18 protein-coding genes are annotated in these 19,294 nt (G+C 55.5%); 8 read left to right on the top strand and 10 right to left on the bottom strand.

The genetic code is table 11. The features are described from left to right. Positions 1–27 precede the first annotated feature (27 nt). The 4 genes from pstS to pstB are packed head-to-tail and all read left to right on the top strand — an operon-like array spanning position 28 to position 3,754. On the top strand, positions 28–1,077 hold the full coding sequence (gene pstS, locus KQI65_11855) for a phosphate ABC transporter substrate-binding protein PstS (protein MCB2205433.1): 1,050 nt from the start codon (positions 28–30) through the stop codon (positions 1,075–1,077). 13 nt (positions 1,078–1,090) lie between these two features. Continuing rightward, on the top strand, positions 1,091–2,089 hold the full coding sequence (gene pstC, locus KQI65_11860) for a phosphate ABC transporter permease subunit PstC (protein ID MCB2205434.1): 999 nt from the start codon (positions 1,091–1,093) through the stop codon (positions 2,087–2,089). Then, entirely contained in the window at positions 2,086–2,937 is an 852-nt protein-coding gene (gene pstA, locus KQI65_11865) for a phosphate ABC transporter permease PstA (GenBank protein ID MCB2205435.1), read from the top strand. Before pstC ends, pstA begins: the two co-directional genes overlap by 4 nt. Before the next feature lie 16 nt (positions 2,938–2,953). After that, positions 2,954–3,754 carry a phosphate ABC transporter ATP-binding protein gene (gene pstB / locus KQI65_11870; protein ID MCB2205436.1) on the top strand — a complete coding sequence of 267 codons (801 nt, stop codon included), beginning with the start codon at positions 2,954–2,956 and terminating at the stop codon, positions 3,752–3,754. Positions 3,755–3,823: 69 nt separating this feature from the next. On the opposite strand, the gene KQI65_11875 is transcribed toward pstB, so the two are convergent. Then, positions 3,824–4,051 carry a hypothetical protein gene (locus tag KQI65_11875; GenBank protein ID MCB2205437.1) on the bottom strand — a complete coding sequence of 76 codons (228 nt, stop codon included), beginning with the start codon at positions 4,049–4,051 and terminating at the stop codon, positions 3,824–3,826. A 116-nt stretch (positions 4,052–4,167) separates the two neighbouring features. On the opposite strand from KQI65_11875, the gene KQI65_11880 reads away from it, so the two are divergent. Then, positions 4,168–4,584, top strand: coding sequence for a hypothetical protein (locus KQI65_11880; GenBank protein MCB2205438.1), 417 nt, complete (start codon positions 4,168–4,170; stop codon positions 4,582–4,584). A gap of 111 nt (positions 4,585–4,695) precedes the next feature. Beyond that, positions 4,696–6,927, top strand: coding sequence for an RNA-binding transcriptional accessory protein (locus KQI65_11885; GenBank protein MCB2205439.1), 2,232 nt, complete (start codon positions 4,696–4,698; stop codon positions 6,925–6,927). Between the two features lie 150 nt (positions 6,928–7,077). Here the strand turns inward: KQI65_11885 and KQI65_11890 are convergent, their stop codons facing one another. Further along, complete coding sequence (locus tag KQI65_11890; protein MCB2205440.1) at positions 7,078–9,513, bottom strand: T9SS type A sorting domain-containing protein; 2,436 nt, start codon at positions 9,511–9,513, stop codon at positions 7,078–7,080. A gap of 341 nt (positions 9,514–9,854) precedes the next feature. Here KQI65_11890 and KQI65_11895 point away from each other — a divergent pair, with 341 nt between their 5' ends. Together KQI65_11895 and KQI65_11900 are read left to right on the top strand one after the other, a co-directional pair. Further along, positions 9,855–10,592 (top strand): hypothetical protein, encoded by a 738-nt coding sequence (locus KQI65_11895; protein MCB2205441.1) that lies wholly within the window; start codon positions 9,855–9,857, stop codon positions 10,590–10,592. A gap of 100 nt (positions 10,593–10,692) precedes the next feature. Continuing rightward, a complete protein-coding gene (locus KQI65_11900; GenBank protein MCB2205442.1) occupies positions 10,693–11,610 on the top strand; it encodes a metallophosphoesterase in 918 nt (305 codons plus the stop codon). Between the two features lie 81 nt (positions 11,611–11,691). On the opposite strand, the gene KQI65_11905 is transcribed toward KQI65_11900, so the two are convergent. The 8 genes from KQI65_11905 to gltX form a co-directional block, all read right to left on the bottom strand. Further along, positions 11,692–13,194 (bottom strand): asparagine--tRNA ligase, encoded by a 1,503-nt coding sequence (locus KQI65_11905; protein ID MCB2205443.1) that lies wholly within the window; start codon positions 13,192–13,194, stop codon positions 11,692–11,694. A gap of 143 nt (positions 13,195–13,337) precedes the next feature. Next, on the bottom strand, positions 13,338–14,900 hold the full coding sequence (locus KQI65_11910; protein ID MCB2205444.1) for a Ppx/GppA family phosphatase: 1,563 nt from the start codon (positions 14,898–14,900) through the stop codon (positions 13,338–13,340). 16 nt (positions 14,901–14,916) lie between these two features. After that, positions 14,917–16,071: a glycosyltransferase family 9 protein gene (locus KQI65_11915; protein ID MCB2205445.1), complete on the bottom strand. Its 1,155-nt coding sequence runs from the start codon at positions 16,069–16,071 to the stop codon at positions 14,917–14,919. A 14-nt stretch (positions 16,072–16,085) separates the two neighbouring features. Further along, positions 16,086–16,280 carry a hypothetical protein gene (locus KQI65_11920; GenBank protein MCB2205446.1) on the bottom strand — a complete coding sequence of 65 codons (195 nt, stop codon included), beginning with the start codon at positions 16,278–16,280 and terminating at the stop codon, positions 16,086–16,088. Next, positions 16,280–16,939 carry a deoxynucleoside kinase gene (locus KQI65_11925; protein ID MCB2205447.1) on the bottom strand — a complete coding sequence of 220 codons (660 nt, stop codon included), beginning with the start codon at positions 16,937–16,939 and terminating at the stop codon, positions 16,280–16,282. Before KQI65_11925 ends, KQI65_11920 begins: the two co-directional genes overlap by 1 nt. Before the next feature lie 16 nt (positions 16,940–16,955). Next, positions 16,956–17,477 carry a 2-amino-4-hydroxy-6-hydroxymethyldihydropteridine diphosphokinase gene (folK, locus tag KQI65_11930; protein MCB2205448.1) on the bottom strand — a complete coding sequence of 174 codons (522 nt, stop codon included), beginning with the start codon at positions 17,475–17,477 and terminating at the stop codon, positions 16,956–16,958. After that, on the bottom strand, positions 17,464–17,832 hold the full coding sequence (folB, locus tag KQI65_11935) for a dihydroneopterin aldolase (protein MCB2205449.1): 369 nt from the start codon (positions 17,830–17,832) through the stop codon (positions 17,464–17,466). The genes folK and folB overlap by 14 nt, the downstream gene beginning before the upstream one ends. A 39-nt stretch (positions 17,833–17,871) precedes the next feature. Further along, complete coding sequence (gltX, locus tag KQI65_11940; GenBank protein MCB2205450.1) at positions 17,872–19,284, bottom strand: glutamate--tRNA ligase; 1,413 nt, start codon at positions 19,282–19,284, stop codon at positions 17,872–17,874. Positions 19,285–19,294: the final 10 nt, after the last annotated feature.

The following is a 19,294-nucleotide window of genomic DNA, read 5'->3' on the forward strand; positions in this document are numbered from 1 at the left end:
AATAAGCATACTATTACACATCTACGAATGGAGACTTTCATGAAAGGCAAATTCATCGCTGCCGCAATCATCCTGGGGACGCTGCTCTCGCTCGGTACGCAGGCGCAGGCACAGGTGAAGCTCAACGGAGCCGGTGCGACCTTCCCGTACATCATCTACTCGAAGTGGTTCGATCTTTACCACAAGAAGACGGGTATTCAATTCAACTACCAGGCCATCGGCAGTGGTGGTGGCATTCGCCAGGTGACCGAAGGTACTGTTGATTTCGGCGCCTCCGATGCGTTCCTCAGCAATAAGCAGTTGAGTGACATCAAGAAAAAACGCGGCACCGCCGTGTTGCATATTCCCACGGTCATGGGTGCCGTGGTGATCTCCTATAATCTGCCGTCCGTCGGATCGGGCCTGCGCCTGACGCCGGATGTGCTGGCGGACATTTTCCTCGGAAAGATCAAGATGTGGAATGACAGCCGCATCAAGAAGATCAACAAGGGGAAGAAGCTGCCCAGTCGCGCCATTCTGGTAGTCCATCGCTCCGATGGCAGTGGCACCACGAATATTTTTACCGACTATCTCAGCAAAGTCAGCAAGACGTGGAACAAAAAAGTCGGTGTCGGCAAAGCCGTGAACTGGCCGATCGGGCTCGGTGGTAAGGGGAATGACGGCGTCGCCGGTCTTGTCAAGCAGACCGAGGGTGCCATCGGATATGTGGAACTCGCATACGCAGTGCAGAACAAACTTTCCTACGCCTCGCTCAAGAACAAGGCCGGAAAGTATGTGAAGCCGACGTTCAAGGCGGTATCCGCTGCAGCGGCAGGATTTGTCAAGGACATGCCCTCCGATCTTCGTGTCTCCATCGTCAACGCCGGAGGCAAGGACTCCTATCCGATCGCCGGGCTGACCTGGCTGCTGATTTATCAGGACATGAAGGACAAGCGGAAGGCAAAAGCACTGAAGGATTTCGTTACCTGGGCACTGGATGAGGGCGAATCCTACGCGGAGGACCTTTACTACGCTCCACTTCCCAAGGAAATTGTAGCAATGTGCAAGAAGCAGGTCGCCAAGATCTCCACGAAATAACATGCCGCAGTCAATGAACAATAAAACTGATGAACGTGCAGGGCAGCAGGACGGGAGTCCGGCTGCCCGTTCGTTCTCTTTTCGTGGCCTGATCCGCACGAATCCGGGTGATTTCATATTTGAAAATGTCACCCGCTTCTTTGCGTTTCTGGTCCTCGCGCTCGTTTTCCTGATGGTATACGAGATGACCGTCCAATCCCTGCCCGCCATAAAGGAGTTTGGCTTTGGCTTCATCACCAGTTCAGATTGGGACCCGGTCAATAATCTCTTCGGTGCGCTTCCATTTATTTACGGCACCCTGTTTTCCTCACTTGGTGCATTGCTTCTCGCAGTACCGCTGAGCGTTGGCGTTGCCATCTTCCTTTCCGAACTCGCACCCGGCTGGCTGGAACAGCCACTGTCGATGCTCGTCGAGCTGCTCGCCGCCATTCCAAGTATCGTGTACGGTCTCTTCGGCATCTTTGTCATGATCCCCTGGCTGCAGAGTGATATCCAGCCGTTCCTCATGGAAGAGTTCGGGTGGATGCCGCTGTTCGAGGGCGCACCCTACGGATTCGGCATGATGGCGGCCATTTTGATTCTCACCATCATGATTCTGCCCATCATCACATCCATCTCCCGTGATGTCATGCGCTCGATCCCGAACTCACAGCGGGAAGCAGCACTGGCACTCGGTGCCACCCGCTGGGAGTCCATTCGTATCGTACTCACCGGATCGAAATCCGGTATTCTGAGCGCGGCCCTGCTTGGACTCGGACGTGCCGTCGGAGAAACCATGGCGGTGACAATGGTGATCGGCAACAGTGCGGACATCTCCGTCTCCCTGCTCAATCCCGCACACACGATGGCGAGTGTGCTGGCAAATGAATTTGCGGAAGCCACGAGCAAGCTCTACGTCAGTTCACTGATTGAGATCGCGCTTCTGCTCTTCGTGATGACATTGATTCTCAACGCCATCGCCCGCGCCATCGTCTGGCGGATGACAAAACGATATTCTACGGCGGTGGCATGATGAATACAGGCGCTCTGTATACCTGGCGAAAAAGCAAGAACATCGCCATGCTGCTGTTGACAGGGACATCCCTGCTTCTGGTCATCGGCGTTCTCGTCCTTATTCTCACCTACACGGTGTCCAAGGGCATCAACTATATCAACTGGGATCTCCTTACGGAAATGCCCAAGCCCGTTGGCGAATCGGGCGGCGGCATGGCGAATGCCATCGTGGGAAGTGCCATCCTGGTTGCGCTGGGCAGTCTGTACGGCATCCCCGTCGGGTTGCTGGCCGGTGTCTACCTCGCACAGACGGAGCGTGGCTGGTTCGCACGTTCCGTGCGCTTCCTCACGGAAGTACTCAACGGGATTCCTTCCATCGTGATCGGCGTCGTTGCCTTCATCGTACTGGTGATACCGATGCAGCGTTTTTCCGCCCTTGCCGGTGGTTTTGCACTCGGAATCATCATGATCCCGCTCATTACCCGTACAACGGAAGAAATGATACGGCTGGTCCCATCATCCTTCCGCGAAGCGGGACTGGCGCTCGGGCTTCCGCGGTGGAAAACCACCGTCTCCATCATCCTCCCCGCTGCCTTCAAGGGGATTTTTACCGGCATCTTTCTTTCCATCGCGCGTGCGATCGGAGAGACGGCACCGTTGCTGTTCACCGCACTGGGAAACCGCTTCTGGTCGACCACGCTGGATCAGCCGATCGCATCGATGACCGTATTCATTTACGATTACGCGCGTGCGCCGTTCGATGACTGGAATCAGCAGGCATGGGCGGCATCATTCGTTCTTATTGTCATCGTTTTCGCCCTGAACCTCATTTTCCGTCTTGTGACACGAAAAACCTATACGGCATAACACCATGTACGACATCATGCAGAAAAGCGAACGGGTCAGTACTCCTTACATCCCGGCGGAGCCGGGCTTCACCACGCGAATGGAAGCCATCGGGCTCAATGCGTGGTACGGGAAAACGCAGGCACTCTTCAACGTGACGCTCAGCATTCCGAAGAACAAGGTGCTGGCAATCATCGGGCCGTCGGGTTGCGGGAAGTCCACGTTTCTGCGATCCCTGAACCGCATGCACGAAGAGGTTGGAGGCACGATCACCGGCAGCATTCATCTTGATGGCCAGGACATCATGGGTAACGACCCTGTGCTGCTGCGCCGCAAGGTGGGGATGGTGTTCCAGAAACCAAATCCTTTTCCCACCATGTCGGTCGAGGAAAACGTCGTTGCAGGATTGCGGCTCAACGGGATGCGCAATAGAAAAGAACTCTCACGCATCGCCGAAGAATCGCTGCGGAAGGTTGCGCTGTGGGATGAGGTGAAAGATGTTCTCAACAAGCCGGGGAATTCCATTTCCGGTGGACAGCAGCAGCGCCTGTGTATTGCACGGACGCTGGCCGTGGAGCCGGAGGTGATTCTTATGGACGAACCTGCATCCGCGCTCGATCCGATTTCCACAATGAAGATCGAAGAGCTGATCGATGAACTCAAGGAGAAATACACCATCGTCATCGTCACGCACAATATGCAGCAGGCAGCACGTATCAGCGACTACACCGCGTTTTTCTATATGGGGAAGCTCATCGAAGTGGATAAAACGTCGAAGATCTTCACCGATCCTACGCATCGGCAGACGGAAGACTACGTGACCGGCAGCTTCGGCTGAGCCGCTGCGAAAGTATGTTTCAGGGAGAGTGCAATCCCTTCGTCCATGCCGGACGAAGGGATTTTCATATTACGGAAGCATTTCTTCGGCTTTTTGAAGCACCTCTTTCCCCTCCTTCGGGAGCGAATCGTAGCCGAAATAATGCATGACTATGGCGAGTGCAATAATGATAACCGCGAGTCCGACAGCGACTTTGAAAAGCTTGCGCACAATGGTGAAGACCAGCGAGACGATGAGACTGACCAGGACAACACCGAGTATGGGATGTTCAAAAAGCGTATGAAGGAAGGATTCCATGGAGGAGTGCAATACTGTCGCTGTTGCAGGCGAGATGGTGCAGGAACTTACGAAAATGCGCGGAGATGTCCCATGCAGCCCTGCTTCTTTCGCCCGCGGGTGCTATCTTGCGTACCATGAGTACAAAGTCCGTCAGTATTCCGTTTACGCTGCCTGAGGTGTATCATGGTCTTGCAGAAGGACATGGGCGCCTGCATGTGGGCGCAGAGGGCCTTCGATTGGAATACCGTGTCAAGGACGCTGTACTGGGACTGCTCAAGTCGCGGGTGCGGGAGTTGTTTGTGCCGTATGAACACATCGACGAATTCGAGTACCGTGAAGGCTGGTTCCGCCGTCGTTTCGTGATTCATGTCGCCACGATGCAGCTGACAGAGGATTTTCCTGGAAGCGATGAGGGACAGATTATCCTGCGATTCCGCAAGCTGCCGAAGGAAAAACTGCGCGGCATCGCGTCCCGCATCTCCCTGCAGCTCTCGGAGCATCGTCTTCAGCAGCTGGACAGTGATGACAGCTGGCCTGAATCTCTGCAATAACGCTCCATGGAATTTGCTTTTGTCCCCGGCACTGCTTTTTGCAGGTGTGCCGGCCAGCATGCTATTTTTTACAGCTACAGGTTTTTTTCATGCTTCCCGGGAACATCATTCATGTTGAATATACCTGAACTTCTGATCGAAGAACTCTCCCTGCAGCCCTGGCAGGTGACAAATACGCTCGCACTTCTCGAGGAAGGCGGCACCATACCGTTCATCGCGCGCTACCGCAAGGAGCGCACCGGTGAGCTGAATGAAATACAGCTCCGCGATCTGGTTGATCGCTTTACCTATCTGACGGAACTCGAAGACCGCAAACAAACAGTACTGTCGTCTATCGAGGAGCAGGGCAAGCTGACGGATGAACTGCGTAAATCTATCGAGGAATGCAGACAGAAAACGGAACTCGAAGATCTGTACCTGCCTTACAAGCCGAAGCGCAGAACACGCGCCACCATGGCGCGGGAGAAGGGGCTCGAGCCATTGGCCGAGCGCATTCGCGCCATGAACAATCCGGATTGCAGCACCTCTGATCTCGCTTCGCAGGCAGCTGCGTTCGTAAACGAGGAGGCAGGCGTCGAAACTGTGGAGGATGCCCTTGCAGGCGCGTCGGATATCCTCGCCGAAGAACTGGCCGAAGTCGCGGAACTGCGTGCCCATGTTCGATCCACCTTCATGAACAGCGGTATCTTCCATTCGCGGATCAAGGAGGAGTACGCCGAGGGGAGCACCAAATATGAAATGTATCGCGACTACCGTGTACCGGTACGTGAAATCGCGTCACACAACATGCTGGCCCTGCGTCGCGGGGAGGCCGAGGGCGTGCTGTTTTTCGATCTGGAATTCGAGGAAGAAAGTCTTCTCGCATGGCTCGAGGAAAAGAATTCGCACAGCAGCGCCCGTGAGATTCGCGAGTTCTACCACAGCATGATTCATGACGCCTTCACCCGCCTCATGAAAAACACCCTGATCGGCGAAGTACGCTATGACAAGAAGCTGGAAGCGGATATGGCGTCCATCCAGACGTTTGAGGTCAATCTCCGCGAATTGCTGCTTTCCGCTCCCGCCGGCATGAAGCCTACCCTCGGCGTCGATCCCGGTTTCCGCACGGGCTGCAAGGTCGTTGCAATCGACCGTACCGGCAAATTCCTCGCGTACCATGCCGTGTTCCCGCATACCGGTGACTACAAGCGCATGGAGGCGGTGCAGACGCTGAAGAACATGATCGAAGAGTATGGGGTGGAACTGATTGCCATCGGCAACGGCACGGCGGGAAGAGAAACCGAGGCGTTCGTTGCAGAGGTTATTGCGGATATGGATCCGCGTCCCGTCAAAGTCATGGTCAACGAATCCGGCGCATCGATATATTCTGCGAGTGATGTAGCCATTGACGAATTCCCTGATCTCGACCTGACCGTGCGCGGAGCAATCAGCATCGGACGCAGGCTCATGGATCCCCTTGCCGAACTCGTGAAAATCGACCCGAAGTCCATTGGTGTGGGACAGTATCAGCACGATGTCGATCAGCGTCTGCTGCGCAAGAAACTGGACGAAACGGTTGAAAGCTGCGTGAACTACGTCGGTGTCGATATCAACACCGCGTCAAGGGAACTGCTGAGCTACGTGGCGGGACTAAGCAGCACGGTCGCAAAGAATGTGGTCACCTACCGCAACGAACATGGCGCCTTCAGCAGCAGGCAGGACCTTCTCAAAGTGCCGCGTTTCGGTCCGAAAGCGTTCGAACAGGCGGCGGGTTTCCTGCGCATTCGCGAGGGAGAACAGCCGCTCGATAATACCGCTGTCCATCCTGAGAGTTATCATATCGTCGAAACCATCGCAAGAGATCTTGACGTGACGCTTGAGCGTATCGAGGAGATCGCCTCCCGGGTCAAGGATATTGACATCAGTCGCTATGTTACCGAGGATGTCGGTGCTCCGACCCTGCGGGATATCCTTCGCGAGCTCGAAAAGCCCGGACGTGACCCGCGCGCCAGCTTCCGCACGGCGGAGTTCAAGGAGGGGATCAACGCCATTTCCGATCTTTCCACGGGGATGGAGCTTGAAGGTGTGGTGACAAACGTGGCGAATTTTGGAGCCTTCGTGGACATCGGCGTGCATCAGGATGGACTGGTGCACATTTCCCAGTTGGCCGACCGCTTCGTGCGAGATCCAAAGGAAGTCGTCAAAGTCGGTCAGATTGTCCGCGTGCGCGTTCTCGAAGTCAACGAGCAACTCGGACGCATCTCTCTTTCCATGAAAAAAGGGGACACCGCCAAAAAACCACGTCCCCGCCGCGAGGAAGCAAAGCATTCTCTCGACGATTTGAAAAAGAAATTCCAGGGATAAAAAAGAGCAACGCAGAGAATAAAAGAGGAACGCAGATTTTCGCTGAGGTTACGCAGATTATCGCAGGTGAGGCATTAAAAAACTTCCTCTGCGATAATCTGTGTCAAATCAGCGAAAATCTGCGTAGCTCTTATGATTGACGGCGTAATCTTATCGAATAATCAGCATTTTGCGCGTTACGCTGCTGTTACCGCTACGGAGCACTGCGAAGTAGCTTCCTGCCGGGAGTGTTCCTGCGTGGAAGCTGGCGGTGTGTGAGCCAGCCTGGTAGCTTCCCTGGGCGGGCGTGGCGACCAGCTTGCCGGCAGCATCGTAGACCTGGAGAGTGACCTCAGCTGTGTTCTGGAGATTGAATCGCAATGTGGTCGTTTCCGCGATACCCGGTCCGAAGGGGTTGGGGTAATTCGGGGCAAGGGAGAACGCCTCCGGCTGCTGGCGGGGAGCGTCGATGGAAACGAGACCATCGGTCGACCACATTCCGCGTCCGTAGGTACCGACCACGAGCCTGTTCTCCGGAGTGAGACGCATATCGTAGCAGACGACATTCGGCAGTCCATTGCCATATTGCTTCCAGTTCGTTCCACCGTTGGTCGTGTACCAGACCCCGAGGTCGGTAGCGAGAAATACGGTATTGCTGTCAACGCGGGAAGGAATAATGGTATTCGCCGGAATGTTGGGGAGATCGCCGCTGATATCCGTCCAGTTGTCTCCGCCATCAGTGGATTTGAATGCGTGTCCCGTTCCATAGCCGGAAACGCATGCATACACCGTGTACAGCTGTCCCCAGTCTACATGAATATCCGTGACCCAGCGGCCCGGCAGTCCATTTCCTTCACCCTCCCATTCGGTATCCAGCGCGATGAGATTGCGGCAGAAATACACTTCGCCCGTACTGGTGGAAGCATACATGAAACGGGAATTGAGTTCGGGAATTTCGAGATCGGTAATGATACCATTCGTCAGGCTGTTGACCGTGATAGTCAGCCAGCTCGTTGCACTGGATGCAGGGGAGAGACGATGGACCTCATTCGTTGCGGTGTAGAGTCGCTCGCCGTCTGGATCGAGTACCATCGGACGAATCCAGTTGAAGCGATAACCGGCGAGCCCCGATGTCAGTGGCTCCATCAGCGTCCCGCCGTCAAAGGTACGGAACGGAGTACTGTTCATGCAGAAGTACATGAGATTGCTGTTTTGCGGATCAACCGCGATGCGCCCGCCGTCACCACTACCCACGTAAACCCACTCGGTTTCACCCGGACTTTTCTGGCGCATGTTACTGTTGTCCTGTGTGCCGCCATAAAGCAGTGACGGATTGGACGGGGCATAGGCGATGCCATAGAACTGCACGGTCGCCAGTCCTTCATTCCTCGCTTCCCAGGTATCTCCCCGGTTGGTGGAGATGAATACACCCCCATCGTTTCCGACGATGAAGGTGTTGGGGTCATCAGGTTTGAAAGCGATATGGTGCTGGTCCGCGTGAACGTAGGCGGGACTGTTCGGGTCAACGACGCGCAGCTCCCAGCGGGACTGCTTGGAGAACCCTTCTCCACCGTTCGTACTGCGATACATGTCGATACCGCCGAGCATGACGACGTCGGGCTGGGTGGGGGACGCCGCGATAGTGAGATCGTAATATGCCTGTCCCCTCGTGAATCCATTGCTGATCGCCGAGAGCTTTCTTTCCCAGGTCTGCCCTGCGTCATGGGAAACGAAGATGCCTTTGAAATCCGCATCCGAATCCGGGAGCCTGTTCCTGTTCGCTGCAACGGCAGCGTAAATCCGGTCCGGGTCCGAGGTTGGAATGCTCATCACAATGCGGCCGCAGGAATCGCCGGGGGCGAAATTGGTGGCCAGTTTCTGCCAGCTGAAGCGGCTTCCACCAGTGTATGAGACATAGATACCGTTGGCGCTGCCACCGTAATCGTTACCAACCGCGGCGTACACGATGCCGGGATTGTCAGGTTTATACACGACGTCCGATATGACGCCGCTGAGGACGTTCCCCCAATTCTGTCCGCCATCCGTGCTCTTGTAAAGATTGTCGCGTGTAGCGACGAGCAGGGTGTCGGAGGAATGGGGATGCAGAGCAATGCGGTGAACCGCACTGTTTCCTGACCAGGGCAGCAGTTCCCAGTTGTCACCGCCGTCGGCGCTGCGAAGCACGCCGATGCCATCGTAAAACGGCGAACCGTTCCGGCGTCCCGCGCCGCCGGGCAGGGGTTCCCCGGTACCGGCATAGATGATGGAGGGATTGGTAGCATCGATAGCCAGTGCTCCGATGTTGATGCGCGGCTCGAAATCCGAAAGAGCCGTCCATGACTGCCCCAGGTCGGTGCTGCGCCACACGCCTCCGGAGGCTCCGCCGGCGAAGATGGTTTCGGTTTCGGTGGGATGGAAAGTCACCGCGCGCATACGTCCACCGATATTGGTCGGACCCTCGGCACGCCACGTTGACGTCGTAGCGAACGGCTTCATGAGTGCGGACTGTGGCGAGTACGCGATGTCTTCCCAGGCATCCCAGGTTTTGCGGTCCACATTCACACCGGGGTTTCCATACGTGCGCTGCAGATAATGCCACTCAAGCATCTTTACGGATTCTCTCGCAGGTTCCGTTGACGCAATGTCATATGAAGTCCTCGAGACAAGAAAATCCGGCCTCGACTGGAACAGAAACAAAATGGCAAACACTCCCGTATACAACGCTGTGAATCCGACAGCGGGAGACTGAAACAGTCGCATCATAAAAATCTCCACCAGGAAAAAATATTGTCAATCAGTAAGGACGAATTCGTCCATTATGTAAGATCATGTTCTGCACAACGGTATGCAATGAAAATCGTTGTCCACAGCCGAGGAAGGATATGAGTTCAATGATTCCGATGCTATATTTGCTTCATTCCAACAACATTTCACAATACAGGTATTCCATGCGCAAGGTCTCTACGCTCCTTCTTGTCTTCGCCGTGTTCCCCGCACTATTAACGACACATGTGCAGGCCCAGGAATTCCGTCTCGGACAGTTTCAGGGCGGCCTCGATTTCCTCGTTGCGCTTCCGCAGGCGGATTTCAAGGATAATACCGATGATGTCGGCGTGGGACTGACCCTCGATCTCGGCTATGTCATCCCTGATCTTCCCGTCATTGCAGGCGGTACGTTCGGATTTGCCTCCTTTGGCAGTGAAACCTTCAACGTACCATTCAGCGGCACAGTACAACTCGTGAACGTCGATCTCACCACCAGCAACAACCTCGCGTTGGGACATCTTTTCCTGCGTGTTCAGCCGCAGAATGGGGCATTTCGCCCGTATTTCGAAGGTCTGGCCGGCTTCAAGTACCTCTGGACGGAGTCCAAGGTCGAAGACGAGCGCTTCGAGGACAGCGAAATCGCCGGCTCGACGAATCTTGACGATATCGCGTTTTCCTACGGCGCTGGCGGTGGAATCATGTTTCGCGTGTACAGTGGGGAGACGAACCAGACTGGACAGGGTGTAGAGGTACTTATCGACCTGCGCGCGCGCTATCTCTACGGGGGCGAGGCGAAATATTTCGATGCCACATCCATTGAGCTGAACGAGGATGATGTCCCCATCCTTCGTGAGGAGAACGCCAAGCAGTCGGAAACCGATATGCTCAATATCGGTATCGGTGTCGTCGTTCGCATCTGATTTCAGTACCGGTACCTTCAGCGGCACTTTGCAGCACACTATCGTGTTAAGAAAACGGGCATCACAGGATGCCCGCTTTTTTTAGGAAAAGGATCATTGCATGATAGAAGAACAAAAAGCAGAGAAACAGCTCGTCACAACGCCTGACAGCGCTGGAAGCGATGCAGACGGAGGCGTTCAGCAGGGGCGGAGAGACTTTCTTCGCACGAGTCTGACTGGACTCACTGTCATTTCAGTCAGTGGGCCTTCATTTGGCAAGATCGCAAGCGAGCCGGATTTCGAGGTGGTGTACAAAACCATCCGCATGCCGGGGCTCCCGGACAAACTCCGCGGTACGCGCATCGCCATGATATCGGATATTCATTCCGGTCCAACCATGTCGCGCAAAGACCTGGTGCCGTACGTGAAACATATCAACAAGCTCAAGCCCGATGCCATACTGCTGCCGGGAGACTTCATTCAGAACAAGAACGAAGAGATCGAGCCTGTATGCGATGTGTTTCGTCATCTGAAGGCTCCCTACGGTGTCTATGGCTGCACCGGGAATCATGACTACTTCGCTGATGCAGACCATGTCTCCAATGAACTGGAACACGCCGGCGTGAACATGCTGCGCAATGAACATGCCGTTCTCGATATCGAAGGGGAACAGCTCGCCCTTATCGGCATCGACGATGTGAGTGATGGAAATCCTTTTCACAGCCAGTTTAAAACCGCGGTAGATGGGTTGGATCCCCGTATTCCGAATATCCTGCTCTGCCACAAACCGTACTACCTCGAGGACGCATCGGAATGGGGAGTCAATCTGATGGTCAGCGGACATACGCACGGGGGACAGATCGTGCTCGCGCGTGCATTCGGCGTTGTGGTGACCATCGCTTCGCTGTATTCCGGGTACATTGAAGGACTCTACGAGCATGACGACACCCAGATGTATATCACGCGTGGAATCGGCACCGTCGGTATTCCCATCCGCATCAACTGTCCCCCGGAGATCACCCTGCTTACCCTGACCTGATCGTCAGTCGACAGAAGATATAATATGGATGAAGGGCGATGCACAGCATCGCCCTTCATGTCTCTTGCGCTAGAAACTCGTTTACGGCTTGTTGCGATGAATCAACCGCGGGAAGGGGATGGTTTCCCGCACATGATCAAGGCCGCAGATCCATGCCACGGTGCGCTCGACGCCGAGACCGAAGCCTGCATGGGGCACACTGCCGTAACGCCGTAGATCGAGGAACCACTCAAATACTTCCTGCGGGAGCTGATGCTCTTCGATGCGTTCGAGCAGGTAGTCGAGATTGTCTTCACGCTGACTGCCGCCGATGATCTCACCATATCCTTCCGGTGCGAGAACGTCCATCGCAAGTGCTTTGCTCTCGTCTTCAGGATCCCGCTTCATGTAGAAGGCCTTGACGGCCGCGGGATAGCGATGTACGATGACGGGACGATCGAAGTACCAGGTGAGCAGCGTTTCGTCGCTACCGCCGAGGTCATTGCCATGCTCGAAATTCGCGGCGGATTCCTTCCATTTCGGGAGGTTGCGCAGCAATTCGTCGAGTTCCGCTACGCGGTTGTTGATCTCGATTTCGCGGCTGTCGAATTTCTTGCGCTGCCACTGCTTGACCTGATTGTATTTCGCTTTGTTGTCTTCGAGTTCTGCAAGCAATTCCCCGCGTTCCTTTTCTGCGGAAGCCTGTTTCTCATCGACCATTTTCGCAGTCTTTTCGCTGTGCAGCATTTCCACAGCTTCGTCGTAGGAGAGACGCGGGAAAGGAGCCATGATGTTCTCGAGCACGGAAAGATCGCGTCCGAGTTCTTTCAACTCAGCGGGACGCTCCTTCAGCACGGTCTGGACAATATGGGAAATGAATTCTTCGGCGAGGTTCATGTCGTCCTCGAGATCGAACCAGGCCATCTCCGGTTCCACCATCCAGAATTCGGTCAGGTGGCGGCGCGTTTTCGATTCCTCCGCGCGAAAGGTCGGTCCGAACACGTAGACTTTCCCGAGCGCCATGGCGCCGGCTTCGCCGTAGAGCTGACCCGACTGCGTGAGATATGCTTTCCCGAGTTTGAAATATTCAGTCTCAAACAGCGTTGACGTTCCTTCAACGGCGTTTGGTGTAAGAACAGGAGCGTCGAAAAGCACGAACCCCCGGTCATCGAAGAAATTGCGTATGGCACGGATAATACTGTGCCGAATGCGCAGGATCGCCACCTGTCTGCGGGAGCGAATCCAGAGATGGCGCCGGTCGGCAAGAAATTCAATCCCGTGTTCTTTCGGGGTGATGGGGTATTCTTCAGCGATCGTGACCACGTCCAGCGCAGTGACATCCATCTCGAAACCGCCCGGCGCACGTTCATCCGAGCGCACACTGCCGGTCACCATGAAGGAAGATTCCTGCGTCAGTGACCTGGCTTTTTCCCAGTCGGCTTCCGAGACGCTGTCGGGCGTGACCACGCACTGGCAGAGTCCCGTTCCGTCACGGAGAATGAGAAAAACGATTTTCCCGCCTTCGCGGCTGTTGTACAGCCAACCCTTGAGGGTGACTTCCTCACCGACATGATCGGAGAGCTGTTCAATATACACGTCGACCATGGATCTGCTGTCGATGCTTGTGAGACATGGTGAATGTGCAAGATAGGAAAAATGTGTGAGAAGGAAGGAGGGGGAATGATGGATGGAGGGGTAAAAATGGAAAGATGGAAAAATCGAACGATGGAAAGATCCGTTGTAGGATGTCAGGTGTCGGTTTCGACCATGATAGAGACTTTTCTGCTGAACACTTCTTCAAAGAGTTCTTTGCGGCGTTCGGCACCCCAGACTTCGATGCTGTAATCGGTATCTCTTTTGAGTCCCAGTGAGATAGTCACATGTTTTTTCCCGATCTCGCAGAGAACACTGGCGAAAATGTCGCGGTGCCGGCGGTCGAGTCCATCTGCGATCCGGAGCATCGCTGAGAGTTTGCGCACGCGGGTCTGGTCTTCTTCCACGAGCCGGGGAAAGCCTTCGTGCTTGCTGCGGGGATGGCTTTTGCGGTGGTACCGGGCAATGTTCGCGACAATCTCGATTTCCCTGTCCGTAAAGCCCATCAGCTCACTGTGACGAATGATGTAGTAGCTGTGTTTGTGATGCTGTGAATGCGAGATGTGGTAGCCGATGTCGTGCAGTACGGCGGCAGCTTCAAGATACTCGCGGTCAGTGTGTCCCAGTTCGTGCAATTCCCGGAGCTGATCGAACAGCGCAAGAGCGTTCTTGCGGACGGTCGCAGCGTGTCGGGCTTCGTAGTGGCAGGATTCCGCGAGATGGTAGATGCTGGCTTTCCGGATATCCGTCAGATGGTTGACGGAGCGTTCCTCGCCAACCAGTTTCTGCAGTGTATCGAGGAGAATGCCTTCGCGCAGGGCATACTTGCTCGTTACCATTGTGTCGAGTTTCAACTGTTCGAACACCTGTTCAAGAATGAGGATGCCAGCCACGATGATGTCCGCACGTGCGGGATCCAGGCCCGGTATTGCCCTGCGTAACCCCACGGTTTTCCTGGAAAGCACGTCACTCGTAATGCGCTTGAGGTCCTTCTTCTCAATTGTGACATTCCCTTCATCCTGGTTGAATTCCTCACCCCGGGCGGCGAGTATCATACCGGCAACATTCAGGATGGTGCCGGAGCTGCCGACCACAGCGGTGAGGGGACGATTCTTTATGGCTCGGACGACAGGATCGAGTGCGCCGATCAGGTGAGCGCGGCAGGCGTCAATATCCTTGTTCTTCAGTGTCTTTCCACTGAAGTAGCGCCTGGTCAGGCGCACCGCGCCCAGCTTGAGGCTGTTGGCGTAATGTACGCTGCCTTCCTCGCCGACAAGGAATTCCGTGCTGCCGCCACCGATATCGACCAGCAGGGTGGATTCCTTATACACCGGCAATGCCTGCAAAACACCGAGATAAATAAGACGCGCTTCCTCGTAGCCGCTGACGACTTCGATCTCGATCTGCAATTCGTCACGCACACGCCGGAGGAACTCGTCGCGATTCAGTGCCTCACGCACCGCGCTCGTAGCCACCGCGCGAATGGGTGCCCCGTGCGTTTGCGCGATCAGCGAGAAGCGCCGCAGCGTATCGACTGCGCGATCCATGGCCTCCTCGCCGAGATGTTTCATATCCGTCATCCCTTCCCCGAGGCGTACCACCTCCTTGTCCTTCCCGAGCATGGTGAACTTGCCGTTGCTTTTGATGTCGGCAATCACGAGATGAAAAGAATTCGTCCCGAGATCGATGGCAGCAAGTTTGCGGATGTTGTCGGGCATGGATGTTCTCGTGCGTTCAGTGCCTGGGTTCCTGATATTCCTCTTCGTCCTCCAACAGGGTGGTGGACTGGCTGAGGATGCTGCGGAGCATGTTGGTCAGTACCTTCCAGACTTTTTCGATGGGGATGGTGTCGACGCTGCCATTGCGGCCGAGAATGAAACGGTGCGCGTCTCCGAGCGGGGCCCATTGCAGGGGATCCGTGGGACCGAAGAGGCTGAGGGTCGGTGTGCCGACACCGGCGCTTACATGCATCATGCCCGTATCATTCGTGACATACACGTCACAGTTGCTGATCACCGCGGCGACGTCGCGAATCGGTTCATTCTGCATGATCAGGCAGGCATTCGGCATGTTGAGTGTCATCTCGTGCAAGGGAGCGTCGTCATCGGGACCGGCGGTGATGACGATGAACGCACCGTAGATTTCAGCGCAGCGGTTCGCGATCTCAGCAAAGCGCAGGGCGTCCCAGCGATTCGGGATTTTTGCCGCACCGGGATGAAAACCAATGACGATGTCGCGTCCACCGCTTTTCTGCATGATGGTCTCTTTCCCCTGCGCGATTTCCTCCTCGCTGAGGCCTATTTCGAGTTCGGGAGACACGGGGTCGAGGACGAGGATGCTTGCGATATCGAGATTGCGCTGTGTCTGATGCCGCGTGGGATCGCGGCGCCAGTCGAGATCGACCTTCACATTGTAATAGTACGCGGTAAGATTGCTTTTCCCGTTGAGCGATCCGGGGCCGATACGGCGGTCAGCACGCGAGAAGAATGTCAGGACGTCGCTGGTGACGGACATGGACACCGTTGCAGGGGTAATGGCCAAATCGAATTTCCTTCGGCGCAGAGCGCGCCCGAAGCGCCAGACCTGAAACGGGGAGCGGATGAATTTATTCTTGTCGTAGACGATGATTTCATCGAGAAACGGGGCGCCGCGAAGTATTTCACTGTTCAGCGGCCTGGCAAGGAGGGCGATATGCGCATTGGGATAGGTGGTACGCAGTGCGCGGAAGAGAGGAACAGCACAGAGCATATCTCCGAGCTGATTATGCTGACGGACGACGAGGATATTCTTGACGGAGTTCCTCGGCACCGTGGTGACCTTTCGGACGTGCACGAACAGGCGCACGAATCCGAAAAGCAGGCGTTTGAAGGATTTCTCAAGAAATTTCATGACAACGCGGGCCGCTATTCGTCATTGTTCCTGTCGTCGAGCTCTTCAAAATCCGCATCCACCGCCTGACCGTCGAAACGGCGTTTGCGCGCCGTACGCTGAAACGGGCCACGGCTGGCGGAAGAACGCTGACTTCCCCCGAAGAGCCGGCGAAAGAGTGAATACACCAGCCAGCTGATGATGGCAATGAAAATGAAACGGAACAGCATCAGGAATCCCGGGGTAAGCGTGACATGGGAGTATAATATTCGACAGCAACGTGATCCGGCTTCGTGATTTCCCGGATCAGTTCGTCGAGATGGTCTTCATGCTTCACAAAATCGATTTCCGTGGCGTTGACGATGAGCAGCGGACTCGATTTGTAGCGAAAGAAAAAATAATTGTAGGCGTCGTTCAGATCTGAAATGTATTTCCGTGACATGGCGCGCTCGAAGTCGCGCCCCCGAAGCCTGATATTCTGCATCAGGCGATCGACGCTTGACTGCAGGTAGACCACGAGGTCGGGCTTGGCCAGCGATTTTTCCATGTTCGCCGCAAGCATGTCATAGAGATGCAATTCGTCATCCTGCAGATTGAGATGGGCAAACACTTTGTCCTTCTCAAAAATATAATCGGTAATCAGATATTCGCTGAACAATTCCTGCTGCGCCAGTGTCTGCAGCTGCTTGAAGCGGGTGAGAAGGAAGAATAGCTGGGTCTGAAAAGCGTAGCGTTCAGGATTCTGGTAGAAGCGTTCGAGGAAAGGATTCTCCTCGAATTTTTCGAGGACGAGCTGTCCCCCCATCCTTTCATGCAGCAGGCGTGCGAGGCTGGTTTTTCCCGCCCCGATCACTCCTTCGATAGCGATATATCGGACGTCTCGTTGCATGCTGTTTCCGTTTAGGTCAACCCGTTGTGGTCAGGATGTCGCCGGTGTTTCTGATCTCTCCGCCGTCTTTACACAGCCGGGCGAGCTCATCAATACTCCGATGCTCGACGGGATGCCGGAGCGTGCCGGCGATTTCCCGAAGAGGTTCGAGAACGAAATTCCGCTGCGCGAGAAACGGGTGGGGAATGGAGAGGTCCCCTTCGTCGAGAACGCTGTCCGCGTAAAGCAGAATATCAATGTCAATGATACGCGGCCCGTTCTTGCGCGTCGAAACGCGTCCCATACGAAGCTCGATATCCTTTACTGCTCTGAGCAGCTCGGCCGGTGCAAGCGTGGTGCGAATTTCCGCCGCTGCGTTGTAGAAGGGGTCCTGGTCGGGTTCGCCCCAGGGCTCCGTTTCATAAATGCTGGACGCCTGTTCGATCTCGGTACCTTCGAGCTGTGCGATCAGCGTCAGCGCCAGTCGCAGGTAGCCCTTGCGATCGCCGATATTCGATCCGAGACCGAGAAAGACCCTTGTGGGGTCAGCGATGCTCATTGACTTCAATTTCCACGCAATCAATGACGCCTTTGATGGGAACGCCGGGTTTGCGTACGCGCACCACGACGCCGCGAACTTCCACGAATTCCGCAAGGATGGCATCCGCGATGCGTTTCCCGACGGTCTCTATCAATTTATGCGTCTGTTTCGTGACAATGTCTTCGATCAGATTGTATACAGCCTCGTAATTCACCGTGCGTTCGAGGCTGTCACTTTCCGCCGCGGAAGTAATGTCTGTTTCCATGTCCACATCGATGTGGAAGCGTCCCCCGAGGTGGCGCTCCTCATGGTGATTGCCATGGTAGCCGTAAAACACTGCGTTGTGAAGCCGTATGAAGTGCTTCTTTTCCATTATCTCAAACTACTGTATTGACGTATCACAGGCAAACAATCAGGGGGCAGGGACATGGATTTGCTCCAACGCCCGGTGCAGCCGCCGCAGGCAGGTTTCACGTCCCAGCACTTCCATCATATCGAACAGACTCGGTGATGCCGTGCTGCCGGTCAGGGCGAGGCGGATGGGGTGAATGAGCTTTCCTGCCCCCATCTCGAGTTCCTCGGCATGGGCCCGGATGAGTTCTTCAAGTGCCGCGGCAGTGAATGCGCATTCTTCGAGTTTCGGAAGCAGGGAAGTGAGGGTGGCCGGAGTGTCGGCTTTCCACCGTTTGCTCACACCGGCTTCGTCGTATTCTTCCGGATCGCGGTAAAAATACATGCCGTTCGTGAAGAAGTCCGGCAGCAATGCCATGCGCTCTTTCATCAGCGGGACAATGGGAGTGAAATCCTCACGCGCGACGTCGTCGAGCGAATCAGGGCGGTGACGCAGAATGCGATCGAGCAGTTCCCTGTCGTTGAGCAGGCGAATGTGCTGTCCGTTCATCCACATCAGTTTCTCTTCGTCAAAGACGGAGCTTTTCTTGAGCACGCGGCGGATATCGAAGGCTTCCACCAGTTCTTCGCGTGAGAGCACTTCGCGATCGTCACCGGGCGACCAACCGAGAAGGGCCAGGAAATTGAACATGGCTTCGGGAAGGTAGCCGCGCTGCTGAAATTCCCCGACGGAGGTGGCGCCATGCCGTTTCGACAGCCGCTTTTTATCCCCGCCAAGTATCAGGGGGAGATGGCCGAACTGCGGGGTCTCATAATCCAGTGCGTGATACAGCATCACCTGCTTCGGCGTGTTGGAAAGATGGTCGTCGCCGCGCAGCACATGCGTGATCCCCATGTCATGGTCGTCGACCACGACCGCGACCATATATGTCGGCGAACCGTCCGAACGAAGCAGCACGAAATCGTCGATTTCCTCGTTGCTGAAAGAGGTTTCGTCATGGACGATGTCATTGAACACCGTGCGGCCGTCAGGGACGTGGAAACGCAGTACTTTCGGGGTCCCGGAGGCTTCCTTTTCCGCACGCTCTTCCGGCGTAAGATGTCGGCAATGTCCGTCATACAGGAACGCGCCGCCCGCGGCTTCCGCAGCCGCACGCTTCGCGTCAAGATCTTCGCTGCTGCAATAGCACCAGTACGCCCGGTTTTCCGCGAGCAGTCGGAGGCATTCTTCCCGATGGCGTTCGGCACGGGTGGACTGCAGCACGGGTTCCTCATCCCATTCAACGCCCAGCCAGTGCAATCCCCCGAGAATTTCCCGCGTCATTTCCTCGCTGCTCCGCTGCCGGTCTGTGTCCTCGATGCGCAGGAGAAAACGTCCCCCGGCACTGCGGGCGAACAGCCAGTTGAAAATTGCGGTGCGCGCGCCGCCCACATGCAGATAGCCAGTGGGACTCGGTGCGAAACGGACGGTCATACGTGGTGTC

The organism is bacterium, from assembly GCA_020444325.1.
GTDB lineage: Bacteria > Bacteroidota > Ignavibacteria > SZUA-365 > SZUA-365 > BM516.

Bases quoted from the DNA above. Each gene is read 5' to 3' on its own strand.
- KQI65_11900 (MCB2205442.1), top strand. From the start codon at position 10,693: ATGATAGAAGAACAAAAAGCAGAGAAACAGCTCGTCACAACGCCTGAC.
- KQI65_11890 (MCB2205440.1), bottom strand. From the start codon at position 9,513: ATGCTTGAGTGGCATTATCTGCAGCGCACGTATGGAAACCCCGGTGTG.
- pstC (MCB2205434.1), top strand. From the start codon at position 1,091: ATGAACAATAAAACTGATGAACGTGCAGGGCAGCAGGACGGGAGTCCG.
- KQI65_11910 (MCB2205444.1), bottom strand. From the start codon at position 14,900: ATGCCCGACAACATCCGCAAACTTGCTGCCATCGATCTCGGGACGAAT.
- KQI65_11925 (MCB2205447.1), bottom strand. From the start codon at position 16,939: ATGCAACGAGACGTCCGATATATCGCTATCGAAGGAGTGATCGGGGCG.
- pstB (MCB2205436.1), top strand. From the start codon at position 2,954: ATGCAGAAAAGCGAACGGGTCAGTACTCCTTACATCCCGGCGGAGCCG.
- KQI65_11895 (MCB2205441.1), top strand. From the start codon at position 9,855: ATGCGCAAGGTCTCTACGCTCCTTCTTGTCTTCGCCGTGTTCCCCGCA.
- KQI65_11880 (MCB2205438.1), top strand. From the start codon at position 4,168: ATGAGTACAAAGTCCGTCAGTATTCCGTTTACGCTGCCTGAGGTGTAT.
- folK (MCB2205448.1), bottom strand. From the start codon at position 17,477: ATGAGCATCGCTGACCCCACAAGGGTCTTTCTCGGTCTCGGATCGAAT.
- pstA (MCB2205435.1), top strand. From the start codon at position 2,086: ATGATGAATACAGGCGCTCTGTATACCTGGCGAAAAAGCAAGAACATC.
- KQI65_11905 (MCB2205443.1), bottom strand. From the start codon at position 13,194: ATGGTCGACGTGTATATTGAACAGCTCTCCGATCATGTCGGTGAGGAA.
- KQI65_11915 (MCB2205445.1), bottom strand. From the start codon at position 16,071: ATGAAATTTCTTGAGAAATCCTTCAAACGCCTGCTTTTCGGATTCGTG.
- KQI65_11875 (MCB2205437.1), bottom strand. From the start codon at position 4,051: ATGGAATCCTTCCTTCATACGCTTTTTGAACATCCCATACTCGGTGTT.
- folB (MCB2205449.1), bottom strand. From the start codon at position 17,832: ATGGAAAAGAAGCACTTCATACGGCTTCACAACGCAGTGTTTTACGGC.
- pstS (MCB2205433.1), top strand. From the start codon at position 28: ATGGAGACTTTCATGAAAGGCAAATTCATCGCTGCCGCAATCATCCTG.
- KQI65_11885 (MCB2205439.1), top strand. From the start codon at position 4,696: ATGTTGAATATACCTGAACTTCTGATCGAAGAACTCTCCCTGCAGCCC.
- gltX (MCB2205450.1), bottom strand. From the start codon at position 19,284: ATGACCGTCCGTTTCGCACCGAGTCCCACTGGCTATCTGCATGTGGGC.
- KQI65_11920 (MCB2205446.1), bottom strand. From the start codon at position 16,280: ATGCTGTTCCGTTTCATTTTCATTGCCATCATCAGCTGGCTGGTGTAT.